The sequence below is a fragment of the Streptomyces griseoluteus genome, from assembly GCF_004784465.1.
Taxonomy (GTDB): domain Bacteria; phylum Actinomycetota; class Actinomycetes; order Streptomycetales; family Streptomycetaceae; genus Streptomyces; species Streptomyces griseoluteus.
Map to the genome: position 1 here is coordinate 64,759 of NZ_SRRU01000010.1, position 14,434 is coordinate 79,192.

Sequence of the window (14,434 nt, forward strand, 5' to 3'; positions counted from 1 at the left end):
GTTGGTCACGTACGATGGCACAGCACTCCATCGAGGGTGCGCCGCCTCCTGCGGGGGGCATTGAAAAAACAACATGGGGATGATCGGTTTCGACAGCGGATGTCGAAGCAGGGGAAGCGTGTCGAGGAAGCGGCAATGATCTCGTAAACCATATGTCGCAAAAAATAATCGCCAACACCAAGCGCGATTCCTTCGCCCTCGCTGCCTAAGTAGCGACTTGCGAAGTGTCAGCCCGGGGCTGTTCCCGACCCGGATCCTGGCATCAGCTAGGGAACTAAACCTTGATCCCGGTCACGGGGTGAAGAGGGAAATCTAACAGTGACTGAGCCCGTCGGAGACTTGTCCGCGTGATCTCCGGGGCCGAGAAAATCGAAGCGGACTGCACACGGAGAAGCCCTGTTTCTGCACCGGTGGACGCGGGTTCGATTCCCGCCATCTCCACGATCGGGAGGCCCTCGGGCCTTCGGAACCCATGTGGGCAAAGGCCCCGTCGCTCTGAGCGGCGGGGCCTTCGTCTTTCACCGGGTGGACCCGACTCTGCGTGGTGCCCCGCAGCTTCTACCTGGTGCCCCGCAGCGCCCAGCCGAGCAGACAGGCCGCGGAGGCCGCCAGCGCCGGTATCGCGTAGGCGGCGCCCGCGCCGAGGTGATCCGCCGCCCAGCCGCCACCGGCCGAGCCGCAGGCGATGCCGGTGAGCAGCGCGGTCACCACGAGGCTCATGCCCTCGTTGAGGCGGCCCTCCGGCGTGCACTCCTGCACCAGCGTCATCGCCGTGACCATGGTCGGCGCGGTCGCCGTGCCCGCCACCAGCAGTGCGCCCGCCAGCACCCAGAGCGACCCGGTGGCGGCCGCGAGCCAGGGCAGCGTCATCAGCGCGGCCATCGCGGGCAGGCACCGCCCGAACCGCCGCGCGGCCGGCCCCGGGGGCAGCGTCCCGTACAGCAGGCCCGCCGCGCACGACCCCGCCGCCTGGAGAGCGAGCACGACCCCGGCCAGCGCGCGGTGCCCCCGGGCGTCGGCGAAGGCCACCGTGACGACCTCCATCGACCCGAACACCGCCCCGGTCGCCGTGAAGCAGACCAGCAGGGGCCGGATGCCGGGGGCGCGCAGCGGGGAGGGCGCCCGGGTGCGGGGGCTGGGCGGGGGCTCGGTCGCGCGCTGGGCGGTGAACACCAGCATCCCGGCCGCCAGCAGCGCGGCCCCGGCGAGCGTGCCCGCCTCGGGGAAGAAGGTGCCGGTCAGGAAGGACGCCAGGGCCGGGCCCAGCATGAAGCACAGCTCGTCGGCGGCCTGCTCGAAGGAGTTCGCGGTGTGCCGGGCTTCGGGATCGTCCCGCAGCAGATGGGCCCAGCGGGCGCGGGACAGTCCGCCGACGTTGGGCGTGGCCGCCCAGGAGGCGTACGCGGCGAACAGCGTCCAGTCGGGGGCGTCGTACCGCACGCACAGCAGCAGGGCCAGGGCGCCGAACACCGCCACCAGGGTCGCGGGCCGGGCCACTCTGGCCTGGCCGTAACGGTCGACCAGCCGGGCCAGCCAGGGACCCGCGAGCCCGCTCGCCACCAGCCCGGTCGCGCTCACCGCACCGGCCAGGGCGTACGAGCCGCGCGCACCGGCGATCATCACCACCGCGCTCACCCCGGCCATGCCCACCGGGAGGCGGGCGAGCAGATTGCCGGCGGTGAAGGCGAGGGTGCCGGGGCGGGCGAAGAGACGGCGGTAGGCGGGTGCGGTCTGCGTGGACATGCCGCTCACGTTCTCCCGCGCGGCGGACGCCGGTCCAACACCTGTTCCGCGCCGATTCACGCGCCCGCGTTGTAAGTTCGCCGCCATGCCTCCCGCGATCGAACCCCGGCTGCTGCGCGCCTTCGTGGCCGTCGCCGAGGAACTGCACTTCACCCGCGCCGCCGCCCGGCTCTACGTCGCCCAGCAGGCGCTCAGCCGGGACGTACGGCGGCTCGAACGGGAGCTGGGCGCCGAGCTGTTCGTCCGCACCACCCGGCAGGTGACGCTCACCGCGGACGGCGAGCGGCTGCTGCCGCACGCCCGGCGGGTGCTCGCCGCCCAGGACGACCTCCTCGCCGCCTTCGGCACCGCCCGCCCGCTGCTGGTCGACGTCAACTCCGAAGGCCCCCTCACCGCCCACCGGGTGCTGCTCCGGGCCCGTGAGCTGGCCGCCGGGTGCGAGCTGTTGGCCCGCTACGAGCGCGGGCTCACCGGAGCGGCGGCCGCCCTGCTCGCCGGGCGGCTGGACGTCTCCTTCGGCCGCTACGCCGGTCTCGACCCGGTGCTGCGTTCCGGCCTCGCCCAGCAGCCCGTGCGCTACGAGCAGATGGCGGTCCTGCTGCCCGAGGACCACCCGCTGGCCGCGCTGCCCGAGGTGCCGCTCGGTGCGCTCGCCGGGGAGACGGTGTACGCCGGCGCGGGCAACCCCGGCACGCGGGAGTGGACCGAGCTGGCGCGTCAGCTCTTCCAGGGACGCGGCATCCGGCTCGCGCCACCCCATCCGGTGGTTCTCGGCGCCGAGGAGTTCGCCCGCGTGATGGCGGCGAGCCGGATGCCGGTGCTCGCGGTGGTGGATTTTCCGGCCATGCCGGGCGCGGCACTGCGGCCGCTGGTCGATCCGGTTCCGCTTTCGCCCGTCTCGCTGGTGTGGCGGAAGGGGCTGGTCCATCCCGCGCTGGACGCGCTGAAGGCGGCGGCGGCCCAGCTGGCGCGCGCCGAAAGGTGGCTTTCACCGCCCGGTGACCGATGGATTCCGGCCACCGATTTCGAGGTGATGAGCCGCCCGTTCTGACACTCCGAGCACACGCGAACTCACCTTGCGCTACATTCGGGGACCCGAGCACTGGGGTAGAGGGGGGCGCTCGGACCGGGTGGGGGCCTGGTCCGGCCGGCGCGTGCTCGGTGTCGCCGGCGCACCCCGGAACAGTCCCGTGGGGGGATGCGCGCACATGGAACAGTGGCGGGAAGAACGCCGACCGGAATGGCCCGACGTGGCCTCGGCAGCACGAGACATGCAGGTGACAGGGGGATCGACGCAGGCTTTTCCGGAAACCGGAACCGTCGCGGAAGCAGACCTGACGCCACCGCGGGGGGACCGGCCGGGCGGGGGACGCGCCGCGTTCCCGCGCGTCGTACGCCCGTCCGACGCAGGTGTGTTCGCCGCGACGGAGATACTCCGGGGCGGCCCGGCCGCCCTCGCCGGGGCCGACGCGACAGCCCTGCTCCCGCCCTCCGGGACCCCGGGCGCGGCGGCCGAGTTCCGCCCCTTCGGTGACCGGTCCGGCGGCGAGCGGACGGCGCTGCTGCCCACCCGGTCCGTCGTGGGGGCCCACGATCCGCACGAGGTCACCGTCCAGCTCGACTCCGTCCAGGCCGAGGGCCCGGAGTCCGCCGGTGCCTCGGACCGCCCGGTGTTCGTGGATGAGTCCGGCCGCCGCAGCCGTACCTTCCGCCGCCTCGGCCTGCTGGCCGCCGGGCTCTGCGCGGGGTACGCCGTCGTCATCGGCGTCACCCTGCTCTCCGGCAGCTCCGACGCGCCCTGGCTGCCGGTGCCGCGGAAGGAGGACAGGCCCGCGAGCCGCGTCGACTCCTCACCCGTGCCCAGCGCCTCGGCCCCGGCCGCGCCCGGAGGCGGCGGCCGCGCCGGCACCGGCGGCGCCACCGAACCGACGGCGCCGGGCACCGCGCCGGCCACCGTCACCGCCGGCCCCGTACCCGGACGGCGAAACCCGGCCGCCACCGGCACCACGGCGGCCCGGCCGCCCGCCGCCACGAGCCCGGCGCCCCGGCGGCCCGCGCCGCCCGCGCCCGGCGGCGGCAGCCCGAAGGCGACGCCCACCGCGACCGCGTCCACCGAGGCGTCCCCGGTGCCGAGCACCACCGCGTCCAGCCCGGCCGCCACCGAGTCCCCGGCAGGCGGAGGCGGACCGCAGCCCCAGGGCTCGGCCGGCCGTCCCGCCGCGTCCTGACACCGGAAGAACCTCCGATGACTCCGCGAACCGCCCGCCGGGCGCTGCCCCGGCGCCGCCGGCTCCCGCTGCGCCCGCTGCTGGCCTTCCTGTTCCTGCTCGCCACGCTGGCCATGCTCATGCTGCGCGGCTACGTCCACAACGAGATCCTCGCCGACCACCGCGTGCGGCCCGAGGCACCCGGCGGGCACGTACCCGCCGAGGTCACCGAGGGCGGTCCCGTCATCGACACCCGGGGAGCGCGCACCGACAGCCTCCGGGTGCCCAAGCAGCGCATCGTGCTGACCTTCGACGACGGCCCCGACCCGGCCTGGACGCCCCGGGTCCTGGACGCGCTCAAGCGGAACCACGCGCGGGCCACGTTCTTCGTGACCGGCACGATGACCTCCCGCCATCCCGAGCTGGTCCGGCGCATGGTCGCCGAGGGGCACGAGGTCGGGCTGCACACCTTCAACCACCCCGACCTCTCCTACCAGTCCCGGCGAAGGGTCGACTGGGAGCTGTCCCAGGGACAGCTGGCCCTCGCGGGCGCGGCCGGCATCCGCAGCTCGCTGTTCCGGCCCCCGTACTCCTCCTTCGCCTCCGCGATGGACGACCGGTCCTGGCCGGTGGCCGAGTACATCGGCGGGCGGGGCTATCTCATCGTGCTCAACGACCGGGACAGCGAGGACTGGCGCAGGCCGGGGGTCGAGGAGATCATCCGCCGGGCCACGCCCGCGAAGGGCAAGGGCGCGGTCGTCCTGATGCACGACTCCGGCGGCGACCGGAGCCAGACCGTCCAGGCGATCGACACCCTGCTGCCCCGGCTCCAGGCCGAGGGCTACCGCTTCCAGACCCTCACCCAGGCGCTCGACGCGCCGAGCGCCGACACCCCTGTCACCGGGGTCGGGCTGTGGACCGGCAAGGCGTGGATCGCGCTGGTGAAGGCGGCCGACGGCATCACCGCCGGGCTCGTCGTGGGCCTCGCCGTCATCGGCGTCCTGGTCTTCGGCCGGTTCGGGCTGATGCTGCTGCTGTCCGCCGCGCACGCCCGCCGCACCCGCCGCCGCGGCTTCCGCTGGGGCCCGGAGCCGGTCACCGAACCGGCGACCGTGCTGGTCCCCGCGTACAACGAGGCCAAGTGCATCGAGAACACCGTGCGGTCCCTGGTCGGCGGGGAGCACCCGGTGGAGGTCGTCGTGGTCGACGACGGCTCCTCCGACGGCACCGCCCGCATCGTGGAGGGGCTCGCGCTGCCCGGTGTCCGGGTGGTCCGGCAGCACAACGCGGGCAAGCCCGCAGCCCTCAACCGGGGCCTGGCGAACGCCAGTCACGACCTGATCGTGATGATGGACGGCGACACGGTCTTCGAGCCGTCCACCGTCCGCGAGCTGGTGCAGCCCTTCGCCGACCCGCGCGTCGGCGCCGTGGCGGGCAACGCCAAGGTCGGCAACAAGGACACCCTCATCGGCGCCTGGCAGCACATCGAGTACGTGATGGGCTTCAACCTGGACCGCCGGATGTACGACGTGCTGCGCTGCATGCCCACCATCCCCGGCGCCGTCGGCGCGTTCCGCCGTACCGCGCTGGAGCGGGTCGGCGGGATGAGCGACGACACCCTCGCCGAGGACACCGACATCACCATGGCCCTGCACCGCGACGGCTGGCGGGTGGTCTACGCGGAGAAGGCCCGCGCCTGGACCGAGGCCCCGGAGTCCGTACGGCAGCTCTGGTCCCAGCGCTACCGCTGGTCCTACGGCACCATGCAGGCCATCTGGAAGCACCGCCGGGCCGTGCTGGAACGCGGGCCCTCCGGACGGTTCGGCCGGGTCGGACTGCCGCTGGTCTCGCTGTTCATGGTGGTCGCCCCGCTGCTGGCGCCGCTGATCGACCTCTTCCTCGTCTACGGCCTGGTCTTCGGCCCGACCGGCAGGACGATCGGGTCCTGGTTCGCCGTCCTGGCCGTCCAGGCGGTCTGCGCGGCCTACGCCTTCGCGCTGGACCGGGAGCGGCTCACCCCGCTCATCTCTCTGCCGCTCCAGCAACTCCTGTACCGCCAGCTCATGTACGTCGTGCTGCTCCAGTCCTGGATCACGGCACTCACCGGCGGCCGGCTGCGCTGGCAGAAGCTCCGCCGCAAGGGCGGGGTGTCGGCCCCGGTCCCGGCCGAAGGAGCGCTGCGATGACCACGTCACACGAACTGACCGCGCCCACGTCCGCGTTGCCCCCCGAGCCCGTACCGCGCCGGGCGCCGGTCCGGGACCGCTACTTCGACCTGCTCCGCGCGGTCGCCCTGTTCCGGGTCGTCTTCTACCACCTCATGGGCTGGGCCTGGCTGCCCGTGGTCTTCCCGTCCATGGGCGTGATGTTCGCCCTCGCCGGCAACCTGATGGCCCGCTCCCTGAAGCGCCCGGCCGTGGATGTCGTACGCGGCCGGCTGCGCCGGCTGCTGCCTCCGCTCTGGCTGTTGGGGGCGCTCGGGGTGTCCGGGATGGTGCTCCAGGGGTGGCGTCCGGACGCCGAAGGGCACCCCGGCTGGTGGTTCGTCCACCTCGGCTTCTGGGTGCTGCCGCTGAGCGACCCGCCGTACGCGGGCACGCTGCCCGGCGCCCACGGGGTGCTCGGCCCCGACTGGGCGGCTGAGCTGGCCGGACCGCTCTGGTACATCCGCGCCTACCTGTGGTTCGTGCTGCTCTCCCCGCTCCTGCTGGCCGCGCTGAGGGCGATCCCGTGGACCACCGTGCTGGCCCCGGTCGCGCTGGCCGCCGCCTTCGAGTTCGGCCACCTCCAGCTCCCCGGCGAGCGCATCCCTTCCGCGCTGACCGACTTCAGCACCTTCGGCGCCTGCTGGATCCTCGGCATGGCCCACCAGCAGGGGGTGTTGAAGCGCATCCCGCGCTACGTCGTGCCCTCCGTCGCCCCGATCGTCGCCGGGCTCGGCCTCTGGTACGCGCTCACGCACGGCTTCCGGCAGGGGCACGACCTGGACGACATCCCGTTCGCCCAGTGCCTCTGGTCGCTGGCCACCGTGCTGCTCCTGCTCCACATCAGCCCGACCTGGAGCGAGTGGCCGCGCCTGCTGCGCCCCTTCGACCGCCTGGTCACCCTGCTCAACTCCCGCGCCGTGACCATCTATCTCTGGCACAACCTCTGCATCCTGATCGCCTCCACCCTCTGGGACCAGCTCTGGCGCTACGACGTCCTCGACGAGAAGTGTCCCTGGCTCCTGGAGAGCCCCTGGCCCGTCCTCGCCCTCACCTGGGTCCTGATCTGCGGCTGCGTCGTCACCTTCGGCTGGGCGGAGGACCTGGCGGCGAGACGGAAGCCCCAGCTATGGCCGGACGGACACCCGAGCCCGGCCAGCCGTCACCGCGCGGCCTGACCCGGCCGGGGTACGGGGGGTTCCGGCCGCCGGTCGGGAGGCGCACTGTGGAGGGGAGCGAGAAGACGCCCTCCTGCCCAGGCGGTGACGCAGCGCATGGCACTCGGTACGCCCCGATTCGACGCCGGGCGAAGTTGCCTGGACCTGCTGGCCACCGCGCACCCCGAGGAACGGATCGGTACGGCGGGGGAGTTGGCGGCCTGGGTGATCGGGGCCGGGCTGGTGCCGGCGGGGACTCCGCCGGTGCCGGCGGACGGGGGATGGGTCGCGCGGTTCCTGGAACTGCGGTGGCACACGGAGAGGTCGATACGGGCCTCCCGCGCCCCCGCCGACTCCCTGGACCGGATCAACCGCACCGCCCGCGCCGCCGCACCCCCGGCCGTCCGGGCCGTCGCCCAGCAGAGCGGTCCGCTCGTCAGGGAGCTGGCCGAGGTGCCCACGGCCGCCGCCCTCCTCTCCCTCCTCGCGCGTGACGCCATCGACCTCCTCACCGACCCCCTCGCGCGGGCGGCCGTGCGTGAATGCGCGGGGGAGGGATGTCCGTTGCTGTATCTCGACACCTCGCGCGGGCGCCGCAGGCGATGGTGCTCCAGCGAGGCGTGCGGGAACCGCGAGCGGGTCGCCCGGCACCGGAGGCGGGTCGCGCTCGCCCGGTCCTGAACGTCCGGGTACGGCCCAAGTGCCGGAAAGGCGCAATCACTTGAACCATGTGATTTGGGCAACACCGGGTTTGCCTGACCGTAAGTCAGGGCAGCCCGAAGCCACTTGACGCCGTATCGGAAATGTAAAGATCGCGCGGTGAGAATGTGCGCGCATGTCCCGCTCGTCACACCACCGTTGAGAAAAACACCACCTCACCTTGAACAACCGCGCCTCCCGCCCCGTACGAAGGGGCGAGCGACCGACGGGGGCAAGCCCCGGACACCGGAGGTGGGCGTGCGCAAGGATGCGGCCGTGGCCAATGAACGTGGATCGAGGGCCCGACATCGCATGTCCTCGCAGCCCTCACAGTCGTCGGAACCCGACGAGGAGTTGATGCGTGCCCTGTACCGGGAGCACGCCGGACCGCTCCTCGCCTATGTCCTCCGGCTGGTCGCCGGTGACCGGCAGCGCGCCGAGGACGTCGTACAGGAAACGCTCATCCGTGCCTGGAAGAACGCCGGTCAGCTCAATCGGGCGACCGGTTCGGTACGCCCCTGGCTGGTGACGGTCGCCCGGCGCATCGTCATCGACGGCCACCGCAGCCGGCAGGCCCGGCCGCAGGAGGTCGATCCGTCGCCGCTGGAGGTCATCCCCGCGGAGGACGAGATCGACAAGGCGCTGTGGCTGATGACGCTGACGGACGCGCTCGACGACCTGACCCCGGCCCACCGGGAGGTGCTCGTCGAGACCTATTTCAAGGGGCGTACCGTCAACGAGGCGGCCCAGACCCTCGGGATACCCAGCGGCACCGTCCGCTCACGGGTGTTCTACGCCCTGCGATCGATGAAGCTGGCGCTGGAGGAGCGGGGGGTGACGGCGTGATGAGCGTGTACGGGGGAATGCGAGGATTCGGCGCGGGGAGTACGGGTATGTCTGGCCCCATGCAGGGATCTCCGGTGCCGAACGAGCACGAGACCGTCGGCGCCTACGCCCTCGGGATTCTCGACGACACCGAGGCGACCGCGTTCGAGACGCACCTGGCGGGCTGCGAGTGGTGCGCCCAGCAACTGGACGAACTCGCGGGGATGGAGCCCATGCTGGCCGCCCTCGCCGACCTGCCGGGCACCGGCAGCACCCCGGTCATCGGGGAGTCGCTGTCCGCGCGGCCCACCCCGAGACTGGTCGAGAAACTGGTCGACGAGGTCGCCGAGCGGCGCGCGAGCAAGCGGCGCCGCGGCTTCTACCTGGTCGCCGCCGCGGCCGCGCTGATCATCGGCGGTCCGGTGGCCGTGATGTCCGTGAGCGGTGGTGGCACGAGTCAGACGGCGACCCCGCTGGCCGCCTCCGCCAAGGACCACTTCGACCAGTTGCCCACCAAGGTCACCGGCACGGACGCCGGCACCGGCGTCTCCGCGACCGTCGCCCTGCAGGGCAAGGCGTGGGGCACCGACGCGGTGCTGCGGCTGGGCGGGGTCAAGGGCGAGCTGAAGTGCTCCCTGATCGCGGTCGGCAAGAACGGTGAGCGGCAGACGCTCGGCTCCTGGAGCGTGCCCAAGGACGGCTACGGCCTCCCGGACGCCAAGACCGAGCAGGCCCGCAACCCCCTGTTCATCGGGGGCGGCACCGCTCTCCAGCCCGGCGAGATCGACCACTTCGACGTCATGACCCTGGACGGCAAGAAGCTCGTCCAAGTGGACGCCTAGTGGCTGCTGGAATCACGCCCGCGTAGCTTTGCCGGGTCCTCTTCGCGTACGGTTGACGGCTGCCCAGCACGTCAGAAGGGGGCCCGGTGGCCGCTCAGGTTCAGCATTCCGCGGTCGGCTCGGTTAACGGCGCGAACGACTCCGTACGGGACCGAGAGATCAGCGTCGAACAGGAACACCTGGACCGGGTGTACCGGCGGCTCGAGGAGAAGATCCACGAGGCCGAGTTCCTGATGCACGACGCGGCCCAGCGCGGCCATGTGGGGACGCCGGGCGCGCTGGCCGAGCGGGACGCGCAGGTCTTCCGGGCCGGCATCCACCTCAACCGGCTCAACAACGAGTTCGAGGACTTCCTCTTCGGCCGGGTCGACCTGCTCCAGGGCAAGGACGGCAAGAAGGGCCCGGACGGCGCGTACACCGCCGTCGAGCCCGCCGAGGGGGCCGTACGCCCCGACAACACCGCCGCCATCGCCGAGACCCTGCACATCGGGCGGATCGGCGTCCTGGACGAGGACTACTCGCCGCTGGTCATCGACTGGCGGGCGCCGGCCGCCGCGCCGTTCTACCGCTCCACCCCCGTCGACCCCGGCCGGGTCGTGCGGCGCCGGGTCATCCGCTCCAAGGGCCGCCGCGTCCTCGGGGTGGAGGACGACCTGATGCGCCCCGAGCTGAAGGCCACCCTGGACGGCGGGGAGCTGCCCGTCATCGGCGACGGCGCGCTGATGGCCGCCCTCGGCCAGGCGCGCGGGCACACCATGCGGGACATCGTCTCCTCGATCCAGGCCGAGCAGGACCAGGTCATCCGCGCCCCCGCCGCCTCCGTCACCTACGTGGAGGGCGGCCCCGGCACCGGCAAGACCGCCGTCGCCCTGCACCGCGCGGCCTATCTGCTCTACCAGGACCGCAGACGCTACGCGGGCGGCATCCTGATCGTCTCGCCGACCCCGCTGCTGGTGGCCTACACCGAGGGCGTGCTGCCCTCCCTCGGCGAGGAGGGCCAGGTCGCCATCCGCGCGATCGGCTCGCTCGTCGACGGTGTCGAGGCCACGCTCCACGACTCCCCGGCCGTCGCCCGCGCCAAGGGCTCGTACCGGATGCTGAAGGTGCTGCGCCGGGCCGCACGCGGCGCCCTCGAACTCGGCACCGACGCCAATGCCCTGCCCGACCGGCTCCGCGTCGTCGCCTTCGGCCGCCGCCTGGAACTGGAGGCCCGGGAGCTGGAGTCCGTGCGCCGCACCGCGCTCGGCGGCACCGCCCCCGTCAACCTGCTCCGCCCCCGCGCCCGCAAGCTGCTGCTGGACGCCCTGTGGGCCAAGTCCGGCGCCGCCTCCCGGCACACCGACCCGGAGCTGGCCGCCGAGCTGCGCGCCTCCTTCGACGATGACGTGGCCGACGAGGACTCCTTCATCGCCTTCCTCGACGCCTGGTGGCCCGAGCTGACCCCCAAGGGCGTCCTCGCCGCCATGGCCGACGAGAGGCGGCTGGGCCGCTGGGCCCGCCGGGTGCTCAACCCCGGTGAGGTCCGCAAGGTCGCCCGCGCGCTGAAGCGGGACGGCTTCTCCGTGCACGACATCGCCATGCTGGACGAACTCCAGGCGATCCTCGGCGCCCCGGCCCGCCCCCGCAAGAAGCGCGAACTGGACCCGCTGGACCAGCTCACCGGCCTGGAGGAGCTGATGCCGGTGCGCGAGGAGACCCAGCGCGAGCGCGCCGAGCGGCTCGCCCAGGAGCGCACCGAGTACGCGCACGTCATCGTGGACGAGGCGCAGGACCTCACCCCGATGCAGTGGCGCATGGTCGGCCGCCGGGGCCGGCACGCCACCTGGACGGTCGTGGGCGACCCCGCCCAGTCCTCCTGGTCCGACCCGGACGAGGCGGCCGAGGCCCGCGACGAGGCCCTGGGCTCCAGACCTCGGCGCCGCTTCGAGCTCACCGTCAACTACCGCAACCCCGCCGAGATCGCCGAGCTGGCCGCCAAGGTGCTCGCCCTCGCCATGCCCGGCTCCGAGTCCCCCCGCGCCGTACGCTCCACCGGCGTCCAGCCGCGCTTCGAGGTCGCCGGGGACTCCCTGGCCGCCACCGTCCGCGCGGAGGCCGAGCGGCTGCTCTCCCTGGTCGACGGCACCGTCGGCGTCGTCGTCGCCATGAACCGGCGCGAGGAGGCCCGCCGCTGGCTCGCCGGGCTCGGGGACCGCGTGGTCGCCCTCGGCAGCCTGGAGGCCAAGGGCCTGGAGTACGACGCGACCGTGGTCGTCTCCCCGGCCGAGATCGCCGACGAGTCCCCGGCCGGCCTGCGCGTGCTGTACGTCGCCCTCACCCGTGCGACCCAGCAGCTCACCGTGGTCTCCGGCGACCGCGACGAGCCGGACCCGGCCCGCGTCCCGGACCTGCTGCGGGACTGAACGGGGACTGTTTCCGAGAACCCCGCGCACGGGGGAATGCCCCTCGGGGTGTGTTTGTTAGCCTTGTCGTGACACCGGCCCGATCCAAGCCCCCGGGCCCAACCTTCGTCGCTACGAGCGACCACTTGCCGCGAGGCGAGCATGGCGGGTCGGTGTCATGAATGTGAGCGAGAGGCCCATGTCCCTGTGACGTGGGCCTCTCGTCTTGGGCGACGGCCCGAGAACACAACGTCCGCAATCGGAGCCGACTACCACGTACTCGGCGGTAGGTGCGACGATCGGACGGCACAACACGCGACACGGTGAAAGCAGAGGAAGTCGGCCATGGCAACGGCGCCCAGCGTCTCCTACTCGATGACGGTCCGGTTGGAGGTGCCCGCGAGCGGAACGGCCGTATCGCAGCTCACCACCGCCGTCGAGTCCTCCGGAGGCTCGGTCACCGGCCTCGACGTCACCGCCTCCGGGCACGAAAAGCTCCGGATCGACGTCACCATCGCGGCCAGCTCCACCGCGCACGCCGACGAGATCGTCGAAGAGCTGCGGAACATCGAGGGCGTCACGCTCGGCAAGGTCTCCGACCGTACGTTCCTGATGCACCTCGGCGGCAAGATCGAGATGCAGTCCAAGCACCCCATCCGCAACCGTGACGACCTCTCCATGGTCTACACGCCCGGTGTGGCCCGCGTCTGCATGGCCATCGCGGAGAACCCCGAGGACGCCCGGCGCCTGACCATCAAGCGCAACTCCGTTGCGGTCGTGACGGACGGTTCCGCGGTGCTCGGCCTCGGCAACATCGGCCCCAAGGCCGCGCTGCCGGTCATGGAGGGCAAGGCGGCCCTGTTCAAGCGGTTCGCCGGCATCGACGCCTGGCCGCTGTGCCTGGACACCCAGGACACCGACGCGATCGTGGAGATCGTCAAGGCCATCGCCCCCGGCTTCGCGGGCATCAACCTGGAGGACATCTCCGCGCCCCGCTGCTTCGAGATCGAGGCCCGGCTGCGCGAGGCCCTGGACATCCCGGTCTTCCACGACGACCAGCATGGCACCGCCATCGTCGTGCTCGCCGCGCTGACCAACGCGCTGCGCGTCACCGGCCGTTCGATGGAGTCCATCCGGGTCGTCATGTCCGGTGCCGGAGCGGCCGGTACGGCCATCCTGAAGCTGCTGCTGGCCGCGGGCGTCAAGAACGCCGTCGTCGCCGACATCCACGGTGTGGTGCACGCCGGCCGCGAGGACCTGGTGGGCGCCCCCGCCGACTCCCCGCTGCGCTGGATCGCGGACAACACCAACCCCGAGGGTCTCACCGGCACTCTCAAGGAGGCCGTGCGCGGCGCCGACGTCTTCATCGGCGTCTCCGCCCCGAACGTCCTGGACGGCACCGACGTGGCCGCCATGGCGGACGGCGCGATCGTCTTCGCACTGGCGAACCCGGACCCCGAGGTCGACCCCGCGGTGGCCCGGCAGACGGCCGCCGTGGTGGCCACCGGCCGCTCGGACTTCCCCAACCAGATCAACAACGTGCTGGTCTTCCCCGGTGTCTTCCGCGGCCTGCTGGACGCCCAGTCCCGCACCGTCAACACCGAGATGATGCTCGCCGCCGCGCAGGCCCTCGCCAACGTGGTCACCGAGGACGAGCTGAACCCGAACTACATCGTCCCCAGCGTCTTCAACGACAAGGTCGCGGGCGCGGTAGCCGGAGCCGTCCGGGAGGCCGCCAAGGCGGCCGGAGCGACGTCCTAGCAGCGCTTGCCGTAGGGTCGGGGAGGTTGCGGGACCGACGCGGCCTCCCCTACGGCGAGTCGTCGGTTCCCCGGTCGTGACGCCCTCTAGGGTGTCGGCGGGGCAGGCGCTTTTCCTGTGACTCCCCAGGGTGGTCTCATGACTCCTACGGGTGCCGGATTGGCTTTCCCGCCGCAGGTAGGGGCAGGATGCGTCTCTGGGCGCGAGCGCATCGGCATCGATCTCACCTCACGCCTCATCGGCAAGAAGAACACGGGAGTAAGAACATGAACCGCAGTGAGCTGGTGGCCGCGCTGGCCGACCGCGCCGAGGTGACCCGCAAGGACGCCGACGCCGTGCTGGCCGCGTTCGCCGAGGTCGTCGGCGACATCGTCTCCAAGGGCGACGAGAAGGTCACCATCCCCGGCTTCCTGACCTTCGAGCGCACCCACCGTGCCGCTCGTACCGCGCGCAACCCGCAGACCGGTGAGCCCATCAACATCCCGGCCGGCTACAGCGTGAAGGTCTCCGCGGGCTCGAAGCTCAAGGAAGCCGCCAAGGGCAAGTAAGCGCTCCGCTTGGGGCACCGGGCAACTGGGCGCCGTCGTGATCTGCGGGCCACCCGTGGCTTGTCGC

Annotated in this window: 11 protein-coding genes and 1 other RNA gene; 11 read left to right on the top strand and 1 reads right to left on the bottom strand. The window is 72.5% G+C overall.

The window, feature by feature from the left end; genetic code table 11:
- The first annotated feature begins 75 nt into the window (after positions 1–75).
- Positions 76–444: a transfer-messenger RNA gene (gene ssrA, locus E5082_RS25465) on the top strand.
- Between the two features lie 114 nt (positions 445–558).
- Here ssrA and E5082_RS25470 read toward each other — a convergent pair.
- A complete protein-coding gene (locus tag E5082_RS25470; protein ID WP_135793597.1) occupies positions 559–1,743 on the bottom strand; it encodes an MFS transporter in 1,185 nt (394 codons plus the stop codon).
- An 85-nt stretch (positions 1,744–1,828) separates the two neighbouring features.
- Here E5082_RS25470 and E5082_RS25475 point away from each other — a divergent pair, with 85 nt between their 5' ends.
- The 10 genes from E5082_RS25475 to E5082_RS25520 all read left to right on the top strand — a co-directional run bounded on the left by E5082_RS25475 (position 1,829) and on the right by E5082_RS25520 (position 14,367).
- The gene (locus tag E5082_RS25475; protein WP_135793598.1) at positions 1,829–2,794 is read left to right on the top strand and encodes a LysR family transcriptional regulator; all 966 of its coding nucleotides are present in this window, start codon (positions 1,829–1,831) and stop codon (positions 2,792–2,794) included.
- 361 nt (positions 2,795–3,155) lie between these two features.
- Complete coding sequence (locus tag E5082_RS25480; RefSeq protein ID WP_135793599.1) at positions 3,156–3,971, top strand: hypothetical protein; 816 nt, start codon at positions 3,156–3,158, stop codon at positions 3,969–3,971.
- A 17-nt stretch (positions 3,972–3,988) separates the two neighbouring features.
- Positions 3,989–6,136 (top strand): bifunctional polysaccharide deacetylase/glycosyltransferase family 2 protein, encoded by a 2,148-nt coding sequence (locus tag E5082_RS25485; RefSeq protein WP_135793600.1) that lies wholly within the window; start codon positions 3,989–3,991, stop codon positions 6,134–6,136.
- Positions 6,133–7,332 (top strand): acyltransferase family protein, encoded by a 1,200-nt coding sequence (locus E5082_RS25490; protein ID WP_135793601.1) that lies wholly within the window; start codon positions 6,133–6,135, stop codon positions 7,330–7,332. Before E5082_RS25485 ends, E5082_RS25490 begins: the two co-directional genes overlap by 4 nt.
- A gap of 96 nt (positions 7,333–7,428) precedes the next feature.
- The gene (locus tag E5082_RS25495; RefSeq protein ID WP_135793602.1) at positions 7,429–7,992 is read left to right on the top strand and encodes a CGNR zinc finger domain-containing protein; all 564 of its coding nucleotides are present in this window, start codon (positions 7,429–7,431) and stop codon (positions 7,990–7,992) included.
- A 270-nt stretch (positions 7,993–8,262) separates the two neighbouring features.
- Positions 8,263–8,856, top strand: a complete 594-nt coding sequence (locus E5082_RS25500) for a sigma-70 family RNA polymerase sigma factor (protein WP_030810966.1) — start codon at positions 8,263–8,265, stop codon at positions 8,854–8,856.
- A complete protein-coding gene (locus E5082_RS25505; RefSeq protein WP_086692847.1) occupies positions 8,856–9,677 on the top strand; it encodes an anti-sigma factor family protein in 822 nt (273 codons plus the stop codon). Before E5082_RS25500 ends, E5082_RS25505 begins: the two co-directional genes overlap by 1 nt.
- A gap of 86 nt (positions 9,678–9,763) precedes the next feature.
- Positions 9,764–12,079: a HelD family protein gene (locus tag E5082_RS25510; protein ID WP_135793603.1), complete on the top strand. Its 2,316-nt coding sequence runs from the start codon at positions 9,764–9,766 to the stop codon at positions 12,077–12,079.
- 324 nt (positions 12,080–12,403) lie between these two features.
- On the top strand, positions 12,404–13,819 hold the full coding sequence (locus E5082_RS25515; RefSeq protein ID WP_135793604.1) for an NAD-dependent malic enzyme: 1,416 nt from the start codon (positions 12,404–12,406) through the stop codon (positions 13,817–13,819).
- Positions 13,820–14,085: 266 nt separating this feature from the next.
- Positions 14,086–14,367: an HU family DNA-binding protein gene (locus E5082_RS25520; protein ID WP_067001509.1), complete on the top strand. Its 282-nt coding sequence runs from the start codon at positions 14,086–14,088 to the stop codon at positions 14,365–14,367.
- Positions 14,368–14,434 lie beyond the last annotated feature (67 nt).

Bases quoted from the DNA above. Each gene is read 5' to 3' on its own strand.
- E5082_RS25470 (WP_135793597.1), bottom strand. From the start codon at position 1,743: ATGTCCACGCAGACCGCACCCGCCTACCGCCGTCTCTTCGCCCGCCCC.
- E5082_RS25475 (WP_135793598.1), top strand. From the start codon at position 1,829: ATGCCTCCCGCGATCGAACCCCGGCTGCTGCGCGCCTTCGTGGCCGTC.
- E5082_RS25485 (WP_135793600.1), top strand. From the start codon at position 3,989: ATGACTCCGCGAACCGCCCGCCGGGCGCTGCCCCGGCGCCGCCGGCTC.
- E5082_RS25490 (WP_135793601.1), top strand. From the start codon at position 6,133: ATGACCACGTCACACGAACTGACCGCGCCCACGTCCGCGTTGCCCCCC.
- E5082_RS25495 (WP_135793602.1), top strand. From the start codon at position 7,429: ATGGCACTCGGTACGCCCCGATTCGACGCCGGGCGAAGTTGCCTGGAC.
- E5082_RS25505 (WP_086692847.1), top strand. From the start codon at position 8,856: ATGAGCGTGTACGGGGGAATGCGAGGATTCGGCGCGGGGAGTACGGGT.
- E5082_RS25515 (WP_135793604.1), top strand. From the start codon at position 12,404: ATGGCAACGGCGCCCAGCGTCTCCTACTCGATGACGGTCCGGTTGGAG.
- E5082_RS25520 (WP_067001509.1), top strand. From the start codon at position 14,086: ATGAACCGCAGTGAGCTGGTGGCCGCGCTGGCCGACCGCGCCGAGGTG.